Here is a 17,897-nt window from a genome sequence, read left to right on the forward strand (position 1 = left end):
GCCTCCTATCTAAAACCTAAAATCAAAGATTTGACAACCAAGTTCCATCCATCTACCAAAATAAAAAGTAAAATTTTAAAAGGAAGAGATATCAAAACAGGTGGCAACATAAACATACCCATTGACATTAAAACACTGGCAACTACTATATCAATTATCAAAAAGGGAATATAAATTATAAAGCCAATTTCAAAAGCAGTCTTTAATTCACTGATGATAAAAGAAGGAATGACCACTTTCATAGGAAGGTCTTCTGGATTATTTACTTTAATTTTAGCTAAACTTACAAAAAGATTTAAATCATTTTGCCTTGTTTGCTTCAGCATAAAATTTTTCAATGGTTTGATAGCATTTTGATACGCTTCCTGTTGAGTTATTTTTCCTTCTGTATAAGGTTTAATAGCATTATTGTTGATATCTTGTCCCACAGGTGCCATTATGAATAAAGTGAGAAACAATGCCAAACCAATTAGTACTTGATTAGGAGGCATTTGCTGTAGTCCTAGTGCATTTCTTAAAAAAGATAATACAATCACTATCCGAGTAAAAGAAGTCATCATTATTAAAATAGATGGAGCTAATGTCAAAACTGTTAGCAGAAGAACTATTTGCAGGCTTGTAGCCATATTTGAAGGAGCTGTCACTGATGAAACCAAATCTCCTAAATTCATTTTTGCTCACCATCTTTTTTAGACAAATATCTGTTTTTTAGCTGTTTTAATCGTTCTATTGAAATATTCAAATTTGTCACAAAATCTTTATCATTGCTCAGAGTTTTTATATCTTCTTTATTTATCTCTGTAAGATAGGTTATATTACTGTTGCTAACACCAATTAGTAAAAATTTATCTCCTACCTTTACTATATATAGACCTTTATCTCTACCTAAAATGATGTAATCTATCACCTGTAAATTAGTAGAGCGAGTATATCTTAAAGTACTTTGTCCTATAAATCGAGTTATGTAAAAAGCCACTCCAATTACTAAAAGAAAGACAATTAAATACCATATCAATTGAAAAACATATTCTGTGCCATTAGACACTTTAAGCGCCTCACTTCAACAATTTTTTAATCGCTTCTACCACCCTATCAGGTTGGAAAGGCTTTACGATGAAGTCTTTTGCTCCTGCTTGAATCGCCTCGATAACCATAGCCTGCTGTCCCATAGCAGAGCACATTATTATTTTTGCATTGGGATCCTTTGCACGGATTGTTTTCACTGCTTGTATTCCATCCATTTCAGGCATAGTAATATCCATAATGACCAAATCTGGATTTTCTTGGGAATATTTTTCTACTGCTACAGCACCATTCTCAGCTTCTACCACACTCCCCAAATTATTTTTTGAAATAATATCTTTAATCATCATCCTCATAAAAGCAGCGTCATCAACTATCATTATTTTGCTCACAAATGATTCCTCCTCATTTTTATTATATATTGCTAATTCTTTTGCTTTGGTGTACAATATCTATAATTCTAACCCCAAAATTCTCATCAATTACCACTACTTCCCCTTTAGCTATGTACTTTCCATTTGCTAAAATATCTACTGGCTCACCTGCCAATTTGTCCAATTCAATAATAGAACCCTCACCTAATTCTAAAATATCTTTTATAAGTTTTTTAGTCTTGCCTAGTTCAACAGTAATCGTAAGAGGCACATCTAGGATCAGCTCTAAATTTCCCTTCTCTTCCTTGCTTTTAGATGAAGGTTCTTCATCAAAACTTTGAAAAACTACAGGACTTGCGTTAATTTTTTGTTTCTTTTTGGTAGCTTTCTCATCTGTTGAGATATTGTTACCTGTCTCGACATTTTTTTCATCCCTTTCTATTATAGCACTGGAGCTCTCTTCTTGGGAAGTCACCGCTGGTGATTTTTCTTCATTTTTCGACAAAACGCTTCGCACTAGTTCTTTAGCAAAATCAAGAGGCAAAAGCTGCATGATTTCGCTATCAATTATTTCTCCTACCTCCATTTTAAAGGCAATTTTTACTACATCGCCTTCCGGGAATGAAATATCTGTTGGTAAAGAAACAGTAAAATCAACAACAAAAGCTTTAGGTGGTGAAATATTTATAGTTTTATTGAGAAGGGTAGAAAGAGAAGTAGCAGCAGAACCTATCATTTGGTTCATGGCTTCTCCTATTGCACTTAAATGCAGTTCAGTAATTTCTCCATCTTCTACTTTTCCTTCTCCCCCCATCATCAAATCTGTCATTTTAAGTACATCTTCTTTTTTTAAAATAAGAAGGTTATGACCTTTTAGTCCTTCCGTATACTCTACTTCAACTCCAATATAAGGAATATTAAATTCTTTTTTTAACTCTTCCCAAGATAATACTGAAACTTTTGGAGTAGTAATAGTAACTTTGTTTCTCAATAACGTATATAAAGTAGTGGCTGATGTGCCAAAACTTATATTCCCAATTTCCCCTAGTATATCTTGTTCTTCTTCTGTTAAATCTTTTCCATTTTGGGACTGATTTTCTTTAGATTCTTCAGTTAAGCCTTTTAGTAGTGCATTTATTTCTTCTTGTGATAAAAAGTCATTCACTTTCTTCATCTCCTTTGTAAATAACTTCTGTTATTCTTACACTGTATTTGTTATTTTTGATTCCAGGTATACCTCGAAATTTGACTTTTTTATCGATTATTATATCTGCAGGCTCTTTGAAATGTTTATCCAACACGATTATATCTCCTATTTCAAACTCCAAAAATTCTTTTACAGTAATGGTGGTAGAACCAAGTTGAGCAGTAAGAGGTATATAGGTTTTGCTTATTTTACTCTTTATAAGCTCAGGATTTACTTTCTCTTCTTTTTTCATGCTAGAAAACCAAAATTTTGTCGTTAATTTGGGCACAATAGGTTCTAACGTTAAATGAGGCATACAAAAATTCATTATTCCTTCTGTTTCATTGATTTTTATAGATAAAGTACACAAGGCTACTGTCTCATTGGGAGATATTATTTGAGCAAACTGAGAGTTAGTTTCCACCCTTATTAAAGAGGGGTTAATCGTTAATATATTGCTCCATGGTTCTTTGAAAAGTGGAAGCATTTGCTTTACAATCTTGGTCAAAAGGCTGATTTCAATCTCAGTATAATCTCTATCCAAAAGCTCGCCTTTTCCTATTCCTCCCAAAATTCTATCAAGTATTGCATAAGTAGTATTATTATTAAATTCCAAGAGAAAAGGGCCTTCTAAAGGAGCTGCATCAATAATAGCAATGAAAACTGGATTGTTTAAAGAATTACTAAACTCATAATAAGTTAGCTGGTCAACAGAGACCACTGTAACATCTACTATCGTTCTCAAATATCCTGACAAAAAGGAAGTCAAAGACCTTGACAAATTTTCAAAAATCATCTGAAGAGTTCGCAGTTGTTCTTTTGAAAATTTATTAGGCCTTCTAAAATCGTAATTTCTTATCTTTTTACTTTTGGTCTCTTCTACTTTTTCAATTTCTTGGATATCTAATCCGCCAGAGCTAAAAGCTTTTAATAGTTCATCTATCTCGCTTTGTGATAATATTTCAGCCAAAAAATCCCCTCCTCCCTATTGAACAATGAATTCATCAAAATATACATTTACAATTTTTCCTTCACCTATTATTTTATTTATTCCATTTTTTATATCGTTTTTTAACTTCTCCTGTCCTTCTGGTCCTTCCACATCTTGTTCTGTTTTCCCTCTTAAAATTTGGATTATCAAATCTCTAATCTGGGGATTTCGCTCTTCTAAGGTTTTTAAAATGTTTTTATCTGCAACTTGCAATTCTATTGTTGCTTTAACAAATTTTCCATCTCCTTTTAAATTAGTTATAAATTCTCCGCCAGGAGAGTAATTATAATAAGTGATTTCTTGAGGCCTATTAGTAGAGGCAAAATTGTTAAAATACAAAAAAGCTACACCAAAAGACAAAATCACTGCAACAATAACTATTAAAATTGTCTTGTTATTCATTCTAACACCTCTTTGTCTTTTACTATTGTGAAAATTTTCTTTTTGTAAGCAATAACTTTTTCTATAATTTCCTCAGGTGTTTCTTTTACTACTATCTTTTTACCTGTAGTAAGACTTATAACAGTGTCAGGAGTTTTTTCAATAAATTCAATTAAGTCTGCGTTCACCACAAATTCTTCATTATTAAGACGCGTAACATAAATCATAATACTCCTCCATCAAGTCTACTGGGCGAAAGCCCAGCAGACCGTAGTTATCTCTTCATATTCACAAGGTCTTGCAATATTTCGTCAGAAGTAGTTATAACTTTAGCATTTGCTTGAAAACCTCTTTCAGTAACAATCATATCAGCAAATTCATTGGCTAAATCTACATTAGACATTTCTAAAGTTCCAGGATTTATTGCCCCCCTTGTAGCAGTTCCGGCAGTTCCTATCATAGGGTCTCCTGAGTTTACTGTATTAATAAACATTGTATTTCCTATTTTTTCTAGACCCATTGGGTTTTGAAAATCAGCTATTGCAATCTGTCCAATTATTTGCCTACGACCGTTGGAATAAATACCCGAGACAACTCCGTATTTGTCTATATTAATGCTCTCTAAAGAACCTGCTTCATTTCCATTTTTGCTGAGCTCTCTTAGGTCCGTCTCAGTTGAAAACATAGTAATACGCGAAAGGTCAAGAGAAACTGGCCCAATACTTGCATTTGTTACAGTGGTATTCATATTAAAAGTAAGTGTACCCGTCGCAGTTGTATTAGGTGCAATCTTTCCATCAGCACCAAAAGTAAGTGTACCCGAACCAGTTACAGAAGAAATAGCAGGATCTGAAGAAGATACGCTCCAATTCCATGTACTAGCATCAGTTCTCGTAAAAGTAAGTGTAGCTATGTGGCTTCCTCCTTGTGAATCATATACTAATATGTTATAACTTATGGTACCATTGATTGCTGTTGAAGCATTTAAATTTCCTCCTATTTCTAATTGCGTAGTCGTTGCTGGATTTATACTTGACCAATTTTTGAGGCTTATTGGTACTAAATTTCCTGTATCAGTGTTTACTGTTTTCCCATCTGTTGACATCCAACCTAAAACTTTATATCCATCAGGGGTTACTAAATCACCTTGAGAGTCAAAACTAAAGTTTCCTGCCCTTGTATACAAATTTGCTCCTCCATTGGAAACTATGAAAAATCCGTTTCCATCAATTGAAAGGTCTGTAGGATTATCTGTCCTTTGTGCACCGCCTCTTGTAAACAATGTGTCAATTGAAGCTATAGCTACTCCCAGACCAATCTGTTGAGGATTAGTTCCACCACCATTTCCTTGAGGCGCAGAAGCCCCTTTTATCGTCTGGCTAAATATTTCTTTAAAAGTCATTCTGCTGGCTTTATATCCAACAGTGTTGACATTTGCTATGTTATTTCCTATTACATCCATCCTCGCTTGATGAGCTTTCAACCCTGAAACTGCAGAATACATTGACCTTAACATTTTTTCTCCTCCCTTTATTTTCGGTACTGCTCGCTTTATCCGTCAGTCAAAAGCGATAAGCCCCCTGTCAAGGTCCGGCTTAAATTATTACAGCACCGTCTATATTTGTAAAAACACTGTTTTGCAACATTTCCCCATCCATCGTCGTTATGACCGTTTTAGTTTTTAAATTAACCACAAAAGCCTTATTATTCATTATAATTAATGAATCTTTTATTCCCTTTTCACAAGCTTTATTCACTGCTTCTAATAGTTTTTGATATTCACCTTGAGTAATTTTGACGTTTCTCATTTCCATCCTCATGAGAGAATGTTTGGAAAATTTTATTTCGTCAATTTTTTCATTTAAAACCTCTTTAAAAGCCGTAGAGGTCCCATTGTTACTCGCTATCCTTTGAGCTAAATAATTAACATTTAGATTTTGAGGGATTTTCACTATCTCAGACATTTTATCACCTCATTCTGAAACACTTGTGACAGCATCCAAGGGTACGTCCACATTACCAACTTCCAAAAAATATTCGCCGTTTTGCTTATATATAGCATCTACTTTCCCCATTACAGTGCGAACATTCCCATTTTCATTGATATTAGCATTAATACTTTTTCCTATTAAATTTATAGCTCTTATCGCATTAAAACTGTTGTTAATGTTTTGCATTTGTTCTAAGGTTGAAAATTGAGCCAGCTGTGCAATAAACTCTTTGTCATCCATTGGGCTTAAAGGGTCTTGATTTTTTAACTGTGTGACCAAAAGTTTCAAAAAATCCTCTTTACCTAATTGATTTTTTGAAGTAATTTTACTGTTATTGTATATATTTGAGAAACTATAATTGGTATTTACGTTCACAAAATTCCCTCCTTTCTACGCCCTCACATCTATATGTTCTTGTGAGAGATTGTAAATTCTTTGTAAAGTTTCTGTCTCTTCTGCTTCTGCCAAATCATAGTGTAAATATCCACCATATGCTCTGTGCAAATTTTGTTCTTGGGAGTTGTCATTGTAACTTTGCTGTTGTCCATTGTATTGAGAAGTAAACTGCATGTTTTTATCCACAGTCACATTAAAACTGTCTATTTTAATTCCCTTTAAATCTAATTGAGTATTCAAAATTCCTATATTAGATTCAATTTGATGCTTCAATTTTTCGCTATCAGTTATTATAGTAGCGATAATATTTCCATCTATAGATTTAAGATTTATCTGAAGCTTTCCTAAAAATTCTGGTTTTAATTGTATACTTATGGTAGAAGATATGTCGTTTTTTGAAAAATTCATACTCTTTACTATTTGGTCAAAAATTTGCGATTCTGGAACCTCTTTTAATTTTGAATTTTGGTGGTTAATCAGTTGGTTTCCAAAAGTCTTCCCATCATTTTTCAAAAACGTAAAATCATTTTGTTGTAATTGCTGATTTTCCCCAGTATTCCTTTCTTCTTTAATCGTGTTATTTAACTCGGGTTGTGAATCCTTTGTTTTGGGTATGTCTTCTTTATTTCTCTCAGGGATATGCTGATTGTCTATCACAGATGAATCTTCATTTTTGGTAGTTGGAGTTAAATTTTCTCTCACTTCTTTTTTAATTATGTGTTGCAAAAATACATTTGAGTCTGTTTTTTGAGTATTCATGTTTTTTATATCCACATTTTCATCTTTATAGGCCTTTAAAACTTCCTTAAAGTTGTTACTTTTAATTGCTGTAGCTATTGCATCTGGTTGTAATTTAACACCAAATTTTCCTTCTAATAACTGGCTTATTTTTTGCGATAGTTTATCAACATCCAAAACACCATTATTTAAAAAATCTTGCATCAGTCTTTGTACTTCTTTTTGCATTTCCAGATAAAAATTTTGTTTTTCAATTAGCTGATTACCATCATCACTTTGAATTGCCACGTTTAACGCACTTATTAACTGCTGCAACGCATTGAAAACGTCTGCTAACGATAAATCATCTGTTTGGAATGATTTTAAATTTTTTTCTTCCTTCAGTGATTGTGTTGTTGAAAAAAGACTATTTAACTCAACACTGCTATCGGATACTTCTTTTCCTGTTGAATTTTCTTTATTATTTTCATTAATTGCCACCTGTTGCTGTAACATTTTTGAAAATTTATTTAACTTATTATCTTTTTGGAAAGATGCAACTGTTTTGCTTCTGTCAGTCCTTGGCTGTTGTATGTTAAATGGTAACAAATTAGTATCCGGTAACACTTCTATCACTCTTTTCACCTCCTTTCTAAGGAATCATTGTAGCATTTTTCAATAAAATATTTGTTATTCTTGCCGCCTTATCAGCTTTTAGTGATTCTAATATTTTTGAAGCGCTATCTTTGTTCATGTAACTCAATATTTTTATTACATCTTCATCTGACATATTATTGAGTATTTGTGCTGCATTTTGTGGATCCATGTTTTGATAATAACTAGCTATGTCTTTTAAGCTAGTCTGTCTATTTTGCGATTGTTGCTTAAGTATACTATTTTCATTTTTCACTTTGTCAAACTCTTCCTTCAAGGTCTTAATTTGGTCCTCTTTTTCTTTCAGCTTAGCTTCATAGCTTGCGATTTGTTCCTCTTTCGATTTCAGTTGATTGGTAAGTCTTGCTATTTCCTCATCTTTATTTAGTACAGGTTTTGAAGATACCAATCCCTTTAAAATTGGAATTTTAGCTAACTGGTTTGTTAGATACGTTTGATTTCCTCCTACATTAAAATACACTATTGCTACTGCACCACTTATAACCAATAGTAATACTATCAAAATTATTAAAAGTCTTTTTGGCCGTTTTTTCACTTGTGTATCTTGATTTTGCATATATATCCTCCTAATAGGATTTGGCAACTCTGAAGCTTACTTGTTCGTCTATAAATTTGTTCTGCTCTAAATTTAATAAATACTGATATTCCGAATATTGTTTTTCTTTGAGGTTTTCCAAAGCCTTTTTTTCTTTTGAAATTTTCAAAAGATTTTCTTTTATAATATCAGCATCTTCCTCTAATTTTTTGATTAATTCCTTTTTCTCTTCAATTATTCGTTGTATTTTTTTAACATAAGCATCATATTCCGCTATTTTAATGGCTGTGGTTCCCTCATTGATCGCTTTGTTATTCTTTTCTAAAATCTCATTTAGGTGATTAATAAGTTCATTTAATTTCTCTTTTTGAAAATGTATCTCTGCCATAATTTTGGATAATTTTTCTCTTTCTATTTTTTCTGATTGTTGCTTTAAATTTAATATTGGCTGCAAATTAAATTCAAATTTTTTCATATTTTATCACCTTTTAATAGATTCATATAACAGTTGCATCGTAGTTTCAAAGTCATAAGATTCGTCTATTCTCTGCCTTAAGAAACTATTCATTTTGTCAATTAGTTCAATGGCCTCATCAATTTTAGGATTACTGCCAAAATTATATGCTCCTATATTTATTAAATCTTCCGCTTCTGTGTAAGTCGCTAAAATATCTTTAAACCTCGCTATTAATTCGTTGTGTTCTTCTGTAATTATGTCATTTATCACCCTGCTAACACTTGCTAGCACATCAATAGCAGGATAATGGTTTTTATTAGCAAGTTTCCTTGACAACACTATGTGCCCATCAAGTATACCCCTTACTGCGTCAGCAATTGGCTCATTTAAATCATCTCCATCTACTAGCACAGTGTAAAGGGCTGTAATAGAACCTTTTTTAGAACATCCAGAGCGTTCCAAAAGCTTAGGTAAAACTGAAAAGACAGAAGGAGTATACCCTCGTGAAACAGGAGCTTCTCCTATAGAAAGTCCTACTTCTCTTTGCGCCATAGCAAAACGAGTTACTGAATCCATCATCAAAAGGACGTCTAACCCTTTGTCTCTAAAATATTCAGCTATGGCAGTTGCAGTCATAGCGCCTTTTACTCTTATAAGAGCTGGGGTATCAGAGGTAGCTACTACAACTACAGATTTTTTTAAGCCTTCTTCACCCAAATCTTTTTCTAGAAATTCATTTACTTCTCTTCCCCTTTCTCCAATGAGAGCTATTACATTTAAATCAGCTTTCGCGTTTCTTGCCATCATGCCTAACAGCGTGCTTTTTCCCACACCACTTCCTGCAAAAATACCAATTCTCTGCCCTTTGCCGCAGGTAAGTAGTCCATCTATCGCTTTTATACCAAGAGACATAACTTCTCTAATTCGCTTTCTTTCCAAAGGGTCAGGTGGCACATTATTAATAGGAATAGATTTTTCGAATTTTATTGCTCCTTTGCCATCTATAGGATTGCCCAAACCGTCTAATACCCTTCCCAAAAGTTCATTTCCTACATTAACTCTAAGGGTTTGACCTGTAGCTATAACTTTACTGCCTGCTCCTATTCCCTCCATATTTCCTAATGGCATAAGATACACTTTTTCTTCTTTAAAACCTACAACTTCTGCCAAAATTGTATTTCCATTAATAGTCTTGATATTACATATTTCTCCTATGTTAGAAAGTGGCCCTGTGCTTTCGATTGTCAATCCTATTACTTGAGAAACTTTTCCATAATATTGAATCAGCCTTTTTTCTTGAAGAGCCTTTCTATATTTATCCAAAACAATATTACTCATTTAGCACACCCACAAATAAGTTTTTTAAAGCTTTAAGTTGTGTACTAACACCAGAGTTTATCACTCCAGAATTTGTTTCAATTACACAATCTCCTTTTTTTAATGATAAATCTTTTAGGATATTTACATCATCTAAAAACTCTATGTCTTTAAGAATTTTATCTTTGTTTTTAATACAGTGTTCATAATCCTCTTCACTAACTCTTACCGTGACTTTGTCAAAAGCATTGTAATTCTCCATTCCTTTTTTGATGAGATTTAATATTATATCTTTGTCCTCTTCTAGATATTTACCCACAATTTTTTCTACTGCCAGCAAAATTACACTTACAATATCATTTTCTACTTCTTTATACATTCGTTGTTTTTCTCTAATAATCTCTTCTTTGATAGCCTTTGCTTCTTCTATTATAGCTTTAGCATCTTCTTCTCCTTTTTTGTATCCTTCTTGATATCCTACAGTATATCCAGCTTGATAACCCTTTTCTTTATACTCTTCTTCAATCTTCTTCGCTTTTTTCTCTACTTCTATTAAGATTTTTTCTACGTCTTCCTTAGTCTTTCTAAGTATCTCTTGCTGGACTTGTCTCGCCCTCTCTATTATTTGCTTTGCTAAAATCTCACTTTCTTTTTTTATATCCTCTCTTTGTTCACTCAATTCAATTACTTTCTCCACTTTTTCTTTGTAATTGCCATTTTCCACAATTCTTAAAACTATGGGAGAAGAAAGGTTTATTTCTTGTTGTTTATATACTCTATACAATAATTTCGTCCCCTCCTCCTCTTGATATTACAATTTCCCCTGCATCTTCTAATTTTCTTATGATATTTACAATTCTTTGCTGTGCTTCTTCTACATCTTTTAATCTTACAGGTCCCATATATTGTATGTCTTCTTTTATCATATCGGCAAGTCTCTTAGACATATTACTATAAATAACTTTTTGCACTTCTTCACTGGAACCTTTAAGAGCAAGAGCAATATCGTGATTGTCTACTTCTCTCAATACTCTCTGTATAGATCTGGAATCCAATGTGACAATATCTTCGAATACAAACATCCTCTTCTTAATTTCTTCTACTAGCTCAACGTTTATAGTCTCAAGAGTATCCAAGATATTTTTCTCTGTACTTCTATCTACAGAATTTAGTATATCTACAATTGTTTGAATACCACCTGAAGAAGTATAATCTTGTGTAACTAACGAAGACAATTTTCTCTCTAAAATTCTCTCAACTTCTTTTACTACTTCAGGAGAAGTGCTCTCCATTGTCGCTATTCGCATAGCTACTTCTGCCTGTAAATTTTCAGGCAATGAGGATAGAATTGCTCCTGCTTGTTGAGGTTTTAAATAGGACAAAATCATCGCAATAGTCTGAGGATGCTCATTTTGTATAAAATTTAAAACTTGCGATGGATCCGCTCTTCTTATAAAATCAAAAGGTCTTACTTTCAAAGTAGAAGTCAATTTATTTATAACCTCAAAAGCTTCTTGAGTACCTAAAGCTTTTTCTAAAACTGCTTTTGCATATTCTATTCCGCCTTCTATTATGTACTCTTGCGCTACGCACATGTTATAAAATTCATCTATAACTTTTTGCTTCTCTTCAGGAGAAAGATTTCGTATACTAGCTATTTCCAAAGTTAATTGTTCAATTTCATCTTCCCTTAAATGCTTATATATTTGAGCTGAAAGGTCTGGCCCTAATGCAATCAAAAGCATTGCACTTTTTTCCCTACCTGTAAGTGCACCTCTCGCCATAATACCACCACCTACTCTTCATTAAGCCATGTTCTAATTACCTGCACCACAAGTTCTGGCTTTTCTTTTATAAGTCTTTCTATCTGTTTTTTCTTTTCGTCCTTCTCCGAGAAATCTATTTCTTCGATAGACTCTACAGTAGCTAAGACCTCCTGCTTAGCTGTAGTTAAAGAGGTTTCTTTTTTCTTCCTTTTCATCATAATAAGGAATAGCATGCCTCCTAACACTAAAGCTGCTAATATAGCCCATACATACGCTGGTACTCCCTTTGAAACTTTTGCCTGCTGCTGCATTGTCTTTAACAGGTCTTGATTAAATTGCATTCCTTGAACCGATACTTTTACAAGAGAATCTCCACCTGCAGCTTTTGTAACCAAGTCAGCAATTTGTTGTTTCATAGAATTATTGAGATTTTGATTTACAACAACCGCAACAGAAATACTTTCAATCTTACCTTCCGCTTGAACAAGACTTGTCTTAATCTGATTTATTTCGTAGTTTATAGTAGTTTCTGTTTTATTGTAATCAGAAGTATTATTGCTAGTTGTTGAAGTTACAGGAGGATTATTTGACGCAGTACCTGTTGGATTTGTCCCCTGTGTACCTGTAGCTTTTTCTTTAAGTTCTTGTACGCTTCTTACAATTCCTTTATTGTCATTACCTTGAACAGGAAAATACTCTATTTTGTCTTCCGTCTTTTTATCAAAATTTAAAGTTACGTTAGCTCTAACAACAACATTTCCAGGACCAAAAATTTGTTCTAAAAGAGTTTGAAGACTGTTTTGTAAATCTTCTTGAACTTTTTTTTGAAGAGCAAATTGAGTATTAGTATTTTCAGCAGTAGTATCACTTTCTGCAGTAAGGATTTTACCATTATTATCAATTACAGTAACATTTTCAGGTTTTAAACCTTCTACGCTTTTAGATACAAAATCTATGATTCCTTTGACTTGAGAAGAAGATAAAGTTACACCTGGCTTTAAAGTTAGCATCACAGCTGCTGTAGCTTGATTAGTAGTATTTGAAAGTACAAAGGCATTTTGATCAGGTACTACGATGTTGACAATAGCATCCTGCACTCCATCTATAGTTTTTAGAGAATTTTGTATTTCATTTTGAAGAAAATACAGATACTTTTGTCTTCTCTCTTGGTCTGTTGTGGCAAGAGAGTTATTCATAGCCTCTTCAAAGCTAAATCCCCCTTGGGGGATTCCTTCTGTCGCAAGTTTCATTCTCACTTCATCTTTATATTGTGCAGGTACTAAAATTGTCGTCCCATCGTTCGATATTTTATATGGAATCTTAAATTCAGTTTTTAATTTTTCAACTACCGCTCCCGCATCTTTTATACTTAAATCTGAATATAAAACTACATAATTAGGCCTATTAACTATGTAAACTAATAAAGAAATGCCTATAAAAAGCAAAATAGCGATAATTCCTAACTGTATCTTTTGTTTTTTATCAAACTTATTCCAAAAGTTTGTCAGTTGCTCTCTAAAATTGGCAATGAACTCTGGCATTAATTCACCTCATTTCAATTAAAGACATTACAATGGCATCCTCATTATTTCCTGATAGGCCTCCAGCACTTTATTTTTTATTTGAATTGTAAGCTGCAGTGCAATATCAGCTTTTGCGGCATCTATCATCACTTGATTTATATCATCAATTTCACCAGTTACAAGTTTTTGGTCATTTTTCATTGCCGTTAACTGTAAATCATTTACCTTGTTAAAAGCTTCTTTTAAAAAGTCGCTAAAAGTATCTATTTTACTGCTATTTTGTGTTGCTTCTAAAGTGCTATCCAAAGCTACTGGATTAACCGGTGTTATTTGATTAACCATTAACGTCTACCCCCTGCCAATTTCTAAAGACTTTTGAAACATGGCTTTTGAAGCATTAAAGGCTGTTACATTAGCTTCATAAGCACGAGTAGCAGAAATCATATCTACCATTTCAGAAACAATGTTTACATTTGGGTACTCCACATATCCATTTTGGTCAGCATCAGGATGACCCGGATCGTATACTCTTCTCAAAGGAGTTTGGACATCTTCTGATATTTGGACAACTTCTACACCTTTGCCACTGTATTTGCCTTTAACTTTATTAAGAATGCTTTCGAAACTGTCAGGTTGTATTTCTTTCAAAACCACTAATTTTCTCCTATAGGGTCCTCCTTGACTTGTCCTTGTAGTATTTACATTAGCTATATTTTGGGATATTACATCCATCCTCACTCGTTCTGCAGTTAAACCTGAAGCGCTTATGTCCATCGAGCTAAATAAATTCATTTAAATTACCTCCCATCTTTTACAGCAGTCATGATAGAATTAAGTTCTCCGTTCACTCTTTGAACAAGGGCATAGTAATACAACTGATTCTTAGCCAAATTTGCCATTTCAGCATCTATGTCTACATTATTTCCATCTAGCCTCATGGAAGTGTCATTTACTTGAACAATTTCCGGTTGTATGGAATCAATAGCAGGTGGGCCAATAGGAATGTGCTTAGGATTTGTAACATAACCTTTTAACTTTGTACCATTTATAGCATCTTTTAAAATATCCTCAAATTTGACTTCAGACCTTTTAAAATTAGGAGTATCCACATTAGCAATGTTATTGGCAATCACATTGTTTCTTACAGTAGCTGCGTATAATCCTTTTTGTAGCAAATCTATATTTTCAATTCCTAAATCCAGCATTTTCTCGCCTCCTCTTATTCGACCACAATATACTTAATTCGACAAAAAAATCAAAAATCCTGCTAAAATAAGCCAAAAAATAAATATTTAACTTTGTTTTAACACTGCCTTTTTTGTAAAATAATATCAATTTTTATCGAATAATATTATATCATGCCGTAATAGTTTACACCATAAGAAAAAAGTCCTATTTTTATAGGACTCTCAGACTGTAGACAAACTTTCGTAAAGGAGATATTTTGCATAGGGAACGACTTGTGACAAAGCGGCCCGGCACTCAAGCAAGAAAGTTTATAAAACAAAAATAGAAAAAACAAGCATGCTTACTTGAGTGCCGGGAAACTTAGCGAGACCAAGGGTGGAGGCAGGGCCGTAGCCACGGATGGCGGAGGCGGGCACTAAGACAAGGATGTCGAATGTGCCCGGTACCCTGCCGGAACCCGAAGGTCGAGTTTAGTTTTGTCGCTTTGGAACATTGGAGTGACGATGCAAAATATCTCCTTTGAATATTTTTTAACTTTGTCAACAAACTAAAAGTCCTATTTTTATAGGACTCTTTTACATAAAATTAAGTCTCCTACTTTCATGCTAAAGTACAACCCCATGCATAAAAGCGGAGACTTATATTTTTCAATAAAGGTTTAAATTTATCTTTTCATTTTCTCTAACTCTTCTAATAATTTATCGTTTAGTACCCTTATATGGGTACCTTTCATTCCTAAAGACCTTGACTCAATTATGCCAGCACTTTCAAACTTTCTAAGTGCATTTACAATTACAGACCTTGTAATACCTACTTTATCTGCTATTTTACTTGCAACTAATAATCCTTCTTTTCCATTTAGCTCTTCAAAAATATTTTTTATAGCTTCTAATTCGGAGTAAGAAAGTGTTCCTAGTGCCATTTGAACAACTGCTCTTTTTCTCGCTTCATCCTCTATTTCTTCATTTTTTGACCTTAAAATTTCAAGGCCAACTACTGTAGCACCGTATTCTGCCAATATCAAGTCATCGTCAGTAAATTCTTTTACCCCTCTTGATAAAACTAAAGTTCCTAACCTGTCTCCACCGCCATTGACAGGTACTATAGTCAAAATTAAATCTGATAAAACTTTATCCTCTTTAAAAAGGTTACCTTTATCATTAGCCAGCGTCTCAGTCACTCGCAAAAGTTTGTCATTATATTCTTCAGGTATTACTTTGCTTTGAGTAAAAATGTCATTTCCATAATCTCTTAATATACTATAGCCCAATACTTTACCCTTTCTACTCAAAATATATACATTGGCTTCAATGACATCTTTTAGTATACTAGCCATTTCATTAAAATCAACTGGTTGAATTCCTGTTTTTTGTAAAATTCGGTTTACTTTTCTGGTTTTTTCTAATAGTGTGCTCATATTTCTAATCCTCCTATGTTTTTATTTTTTATTATCATAAAATGTATTTATTAACTTCATATTTATTTAAACTATCCTTTAATTGCTCTTTTACATATTCTTCAGTTATCACTATTTGCTGCCCTCCTAATTCTGGCGCATTAAATGATAATTCTTCAAATAACTTCTCCATGACAGTGTGTAATCTTCTTGCACCGATATCTTCCGATTGTTGATTTATAAGATATGCTACTTCTGCAATAGCCTCAATTGCTTCATCAGTGTATTTAACTTCTATTCCTTCTGTTCTTAAAAGCTCCTGATACTGTTTTGTAAGGGCATTTTTAGGCTCCTTTAATATTCTTATAAAGTCCTCTTTTGTGAGAGGTTTTAAATTAACTCTTACAGGAAATCTTCCCTGTAATTCAGGGATTAAATCAGTCACTTTTGCAACATTAAAAGCACCAGCTGCTATAAACAATATATGGTCTGTCTTAACAGGACCGTATTTTGTCATTACTGTACAACCTTCAATTATAGGAAGAATATCCCTTTGAACTCCTTCCCTTGATACATCTGGTCCTGCTGTATAACCGCTGCTGGCAATTTTGTCAATTTCATCTATAAAGATTATCCCATCGTCTTCTGCTCTTTTAATAGCCTCTTCGATTACTTCATCCATATCTATAAGGTTTTGAGCTTCTTCAGACTCTAGAATTCTCTTTGCTTCATAAACAGGAACTTTTTTAATTTTTTTCTTTTTAGGTAAAATATCAGCAAATATATCTTGCAAATTTATATTCATTTCTTCGGACCCTAAATTAGTATACATCTCAAGCATTGGTGTAGATGTATCTGTTACTTCTATTTCCACTACATAATTATCTAGCTCGCCATTTCTTAACTTTTGCCTTATTTCTTCTCTTTTGTATTGCATACTTTCTTCTTCTGTCTCTTCACTTTTCTCGGCAGAAGGATAATTAAACAATACTTCAAAAGGATTTTTAGTTTGTTTTTTTCTTTTTCCAATTATGTAATCAATTAGCCTATCTTCTGCAATTTTCTTCGCTTTTTCAGTAACTTTTTTTAATTTTTCCTCTTTTACCATTCTTACAGCAGCCTCTATAAGGTCTCTCACCATGGAATCTACATCTCGTCCTACGTATCCTACCTCAGTAAACTTAGTAGCCTCCACTTTTACAAAAGGAGCTTCTACTAATTTCGCAATTCTTCGAGCAATCTCTGTCTTTCCTACTCCAGTAGGGCCTACCATAATTATATTTTTGGGGGTCACTTCTTCTTTAAAATCGTCAGGTAAAAGATTTCTCCTATATCTATTTCGTAAAGCCACCGCTACTGACTTTTTAGCTTCCTTTTGCCCTACAATATATTTATCTAATTCCTCTACAATCTCCTTGGGAGTATAATTCTTCATTTAGAGCACCCCCTATAAAGTCTCAACTGTTATGTTGTTATTAGTGTAAACACAAATCTTCGAAGCTATCTCTAAAGCTTTTTTTGCTATATCTTCAGTATCTAAATCAGTATTATACCGTAGCGCCAAAGCTGCAGCCATAGCATAATTTCCTCCAGATCCTATCCCAATCACATCCTCATCTGGTTCTATAACTTCACCCGTACCAGAAAGAAGTAAAGTATCTTTTTTATTTACCGCAATCAAAAGAGCCTCTAACTTTCTTAAAATCTTATCTTTTCTCCATTCCTGTGCCAACTCTACTGCAGCCCGTTTTAAATTCCCACCATATTGTTCCAGTTTTTCTTCAAATTTTTGCGAAAGAGTCAAAGCATCAGCTACCGAACCAGCAAATCCTACTATTACTTCTCCATTATATAGCCTTCTAATTTTTTTTGCTCCATGTTTTAAAATTGTATTTTCTCCAAAGGTAATTTGTCCATCACCAGCCACTGACACTTTATCGCCTTTTCTCACAGCAATTATGGTAGTACCCTTAAACATGTT

At 33.3% G+C, this 17,897-nt stretch carries 23 protein-coding genes; all 23 read right to left on the reverse strand.

What is annotated here, in order from left to right; genetic code table 11:
• Positions 1–5 precede the first annotated feature (5 nt).
• A complete protein-coding gene (gene fliP / locus THYS13_RS02945) occupies positions 6–671 on the reverse strand; it encodes a flagellar type III secretion system pore protein FliP (RefSeq protein ID WP_042833082.1) in 666 nt (221 codons plus the stop codon).
• Positions 668–1,045 carry a flagellar biosynthetic protein FliO gene (gene fliO, locus THYS13_RS02950; RefSeq protein WP_042833083.1) on the reverse strand — a complete coding sequence of 126 codons (378 nt, stop codon included), beginning with the start codon at positions 1,043–1,045 and terminating at the stop codon, positions 668–670. The genes fliP and fliO overlap by 4 nt, the downstream gene beginning before the upstream one ends.
• A gap of 10 nt (positions 1,046–1,055) precedes the next feature.
• On the reverse strand, positions 1,056–1,415 hold the full coding sequence (locus THYS13_RS02955) for a response regulator (RefSeq protein ID WP_042833084.1): 360 nt from the start codon (positions 1,413–1,415) through the stop codon (positions 1,056–1,058).
• Positions 1,416–1,437: 22 nt separating this feature from the next.
• Positions 1,438–2,562: a flagellar motor switch phosphatase FliY gene (fliY, locus tag THYS13_RS02960; RefSeq protein ID WP_042833085.1), complete on the reverse strand. Its 1,125-nt coding sequence runs from the start codon at positions 2,560–2,562 to the stop codon at positions 1,438–1,440.
• Positions 2,555–3,553, reverse strand: coding sequence for a flagellar motor switch protein FliM (gene fliM / locus THYS13_RS02965; protein WP_042833086.1), 999 nt, complete (start codon positions 3,551–3,553; stop codon positions 2,555–2,557). The genes fliY and fliM overlap by 8 nt, the downstream gene beginning before the upstream one ends.
• Positions 3,554–3,568: 15 nt before the next feature.
• On the reverse strand, positions 3,569–3,976 hold the full coding sequence (gene fliL, locus THYS13_RS02970; RefSeq protein ID WP_029689041.1) for a flagellar basal body-associated protein FliL: 408 nt from the start codon (positions 3,974–3,976) through the stop codon (positions 3,569–3,571).
• A complete protein-coding gene (locus THYS13_RS02975) occupies positions 3,973–4,182 on the reverse strand; it encodes a flagellar FlbD family protein (RefSeq protein ID WP_029689040.1) in 210 nt (69 codons plus the stop codon). The genes fliL and THYS13_RS02975 overlap by 4 nt, the downstream gene beginning before the upstream one ends.
• Positions 4,183–4,229: 47 nt before the next feature.
• A complete protein-coding gene (locus tag THYS13_RS02980) occupies positions 4,230–5,471 on the reverse strand; it encodes a flagellar hook protein FlgE (RefSeq protein WP_042833087.1) in 1,242 nt (413 codons plus the stop codon).
• Positions 5,472–5,550: 79 nt separating this feature from the next.
• On the reverse strand, positions 5,551–5,919 hold the full coding sequence (locus THYS13_RS02985; RefSeq protein WP_042833088.1) for a TIGR02530 family flagellar biosynthesis protein: 369 nt from the start codon (positions 5,917–5,919) through the stop codon (positions 5,551–5,553).
• 9 nt (positions 5,920–5,928) lie between these two features.
• A complete protein-coding gene (locus THYS13_RS02990) occupies positions 5,929–6,321 on the reverse strand; it encodes a flagellar hook capping FlgD N-terminal domain-containing protein (protein ID WP_042833089.1) in 393 nt (130 codons plus the stop codon).
• Positions 6,322–6,336: 15 nt separating this feature from the next.
• The gene (locus tag THYS13_RS02995; RefSeq protein ID WP_042833090.1) at positions 6,337–7,695 is read right to left on the reverse strand and encodes a flagellar hook-length control protein FliK; all 1,359 of its coding nucleotides are present in this window, start codon (positions 7,693–7,695) and stop codon (positions 6,337–6,339) included.
• Positions 7,696–7,711: 16 nt separating this feature from the next.
• Entirely contained in the window at positions 7,712–8,290 is a 579-nt protein-coding gene (locus THYS13_RS03000) for a MotE family protein (protein ID WP_042833091.1), read from the reverse strand.
• 10 nt (positions 8,291–8,300) lie between these two features.
• Positions 8,301–8,744, reverse strand: coding sequence for a flagellar export protein FliJ (fliJ, locus tag THYS13_RS03005; RefSeq protein ID WP_042833092.1), 444 nt, complete (start codon positions 8,742–8,744; stop codon positions 8,301–8,303).
• Positions 8,745–8,750: 6 nt separating this feature from the next.
• Complete coding sequence (gene fliI / locus THYS13_RS03010) at positions 8,751–10,064, reverse strand: flagellar protein export ATPase FliI (RefSeq protein ID WP_042833093.1); 1,314 nt, start codon at positions 10,062–10,064, stop codon at positions 8,751–8,753.
• Complete coding sequence (locus tag THYS13_RS03015) at positions 10,057–10,827, reverse strand: FliH/SctL family protein (protein WP_042833094.1); 771 nt, start codon at positions 10,825–10,827, stop codon at positions 10,057–10,059. The genes fliI and THYS13_RS03015 overlap by 8 nt, the downstream gene beginning before the upstream one ends.
• Positions 10,820–11,827: a flagellar motor switch protein FliG gene (gene fliG, locus THYS13_RS03020; protein WP_042833095.1), complete on the reverse strand. Its 1,008-nt coding sequence runs from the start codon at positions 11,825–11,827 to the stop codon at positions 10,820–10,822. Before fliG ends, THYS13_RS03015 begins: the two co-directional genes overlap by 8 nt.
• Positions 11,828–11,838: 11 nt before the next feature.
• On the reverse strand, positions 11,839–13,350 hold the full coding sequence (gene fliF / locus THYS13_RS03025) for a flagellar basal-body MS-ring/collar protein FliF (protein WP_042833096.1): 1,512 nt from the start codon (positions 13,348–13,350) through the stop codon (positions 11,839–11,841).
• A gap of 27 nt (positions 13,351–13,377) precedes the next feature.
• On the reverse strand, positions 13,378–13,674 hold the full coding sequence (gene fliE / locus THYS13_RS03030) for a flagellar hook-basal body complex protein FliE (RefSeq protein WP_042833097.1): 297 nt from the start codon (positions 13,672–13,674) through the stop codon (positions 13,378–13,380).
• 6 nt (positions 13,675–13,680) lie between these two features.
• A complete protein-coding gene (flgC, locus tag THYS13_RS03035) occupies positions 13,681–14,124 on the reverse strand; it encodes a flagellar basal body rod protein FlgC (RefSeq protein WP_042833098.1) in 444 nt (147 codons plus the stop codon).
• 5 nt (positions 14,125–14,129) lie between these two features.
• Positions 14,130–14,537 carry a flagellar basal body rod protein FlgB gene (gene flgB, locus THYS13_RS03040; protein WP_042833099.1) on the reverse strand — a complete coding sequence of 136 codons (408 nt, stop codon included), beginning with the start codon at positions 14,535–14,537 and terminating at the stop codon, positions 14,130–14,132.
• A 647-nt stretch (positions 14,538–15,184) separates the two neighbouring features.
• Positions 15,185–15,937 (reverse strand): GTP-sensing pleiotropic transcriptional regulator CodY, encoded by a 753-nt coding sequence (codY, locus tag THYS13_RS03045; RefSeq protein ID WP_042833100.1) that lies wholly within the window; start codon positions 15,935–15,937, stop codon positions 15,185–15,187.
• 34 nt (positions 15,938–15,971) lie between these two features.
• Positions 15,972–17,351 (reverse strand): ATP-dependent protease ATPase subunit HslU, encoded by a 1,380-nt coding sequence (gene hslU / locus THYS13_RS03050; protein WP_042833101.1) that lies wholly within the window; start codon positions 17,349–17,351, stop codon positions 15,972–15,974.
• 12 nt (positions 17,352–17,363) lie between these two features.
• Complete coding sequence (gene hslV / locus THYS13_RS03055; RefSeq protein ID WP_042833102.1) at positions 17,364–17,894, reverse strand: ATP-dependent protease subunit HslV; 531 nt, start codon at positions 17,892–17,894, stop codon at positions 17,364–17,366.
• Positions 17,895–17,897: the final 3 nt, after the last annotated feature.

The sequence above is a fragment of the Thermoanaerobacter sp. YS13 genome (genome assembly GCF_000806225.2).
Lineage (GTDB): Bacteria > Bacillota > Thermoanaerobacteria > Thermoanaerobacterales > Thermoanaerobacteraceae > Thermoanaerobacter > Thermoanaerobacter uzonensis.

What these genes read in the sequence shown, in the direction of transcription:
- hslV (WP_042833102.1), bottom strand. Translation starts at nt 17,894, where the DNA reads ATGTTTAAGGGTACTACCATAATTGCTGTGAGAAAAGGCGATAAAGTG.
- fliJ (WP_042833092.1), bottom strand. Translation starts at nt 8,744, where the DNA reads ATGAAAAAATTTGAATTTAATTTGCAGCCAATATTAAATTTAAAGCAA.
- THYS13_RS03000 (WP_042833091.1), bottom strand. Translation starts at nt 8,290, where the DNA reads ATGCAAAATCAAGATACACAAGTGAAAAAACGGCCAAAAAGACTTTTA.
- flgC (WP_042833098.1), bottom strand. Translation starts at nt 14,124, where the DNA reads ATGAATTTATTTAGCTCGATGGACATAAGCGCTTCAGGTTTAACTGCA.
- fliI (WP_042833093.1), bottom strand. Translation starts at nt 10,064, where the DNA reads ATGAGTAATATTGTTTTGGATAAATATAGAAAGGCTCTTCAAGAAAAA.
- flgB (WP_042833099.1), bottom strand. Translation starts at nt 14,537, where the DNA reads ATGCTGGATTTAGGAATTGAAAATATAGATTTGCTACAAAAAGGATTA.
- fliP (WP_042833082.1), bottom strand. Translation starts at nt 671, where the DNA reads ATGAATTTAGGAGATTTGGTTTCATCAGTGACAGCTCCTTCAAATATG.
- THYS13_RS02985 (WP_042833088.1), bottom strand. Translation starts at nt 5,919, where the DNA reads ATGTCTGAGATAGTGAAAATCCCTCAAAATCTAAATGTTAATTATTTA.
- THYS13_RS02980 (WP_042833087.1), bottom strand. Translation starts at nt 5,471, where the DNA reads ATGTTAAGGTCAATGTATTCTGCAGTTTCAGGGTTGAAAGCTCATCAA.
- fliG (WP_042833095.1), bottom strand. Translation starts at nt 11,827, where the DNA reads ATGGCGAGAGGTGCACTTACAGGTAGGGAAAAAAGTGCAATGCTTTTG.
- fliF (WP_042833096.1), bottom strand. Translation starts at nt 13,350, where the DNA reads ATGCCAGAGTTCATTGCCAATTTTAGAGAGCAACTGACAAACTTTTGG.
- fliE (WP_042833097.1), bottom strand. Translation starts at nt 13,674, where the DNA reads ATGGTTAATCAAATAACACCGGTTAATCCAGTAGCTTTGGATAGCACT.
- hslU (WP_042833101.1), bottom strand. Translation starts at nt 17,351, where the DNA reads ATGAAGAATTATACTCCCAAGGAGATTGTAGAGGAATTAGATAAATAT.
- THYS13_RS02975 (WP_029689040.1), bottom strand. Translation starts at nt 4,182, where the DNA reads ATGATTTATGTTACGCGTCTTAATAATGAAGAATTTGTGGTGAACGCA.
- codY (WP_042833100.1), bottom strand. Translation starts at nt 15,937, where the DNA reads ATGAGCACACTATTAGAAAAAACCAGAAAAGTAAACCGAATTTTACAA.
- fliL (WP_029689041.1), bottom strand. Translation starts at nt 3,976, where the DNA reads ATGAATAACAAGACAATTTTAATAGTTATTGTTGCAGTGATTTTGTCT.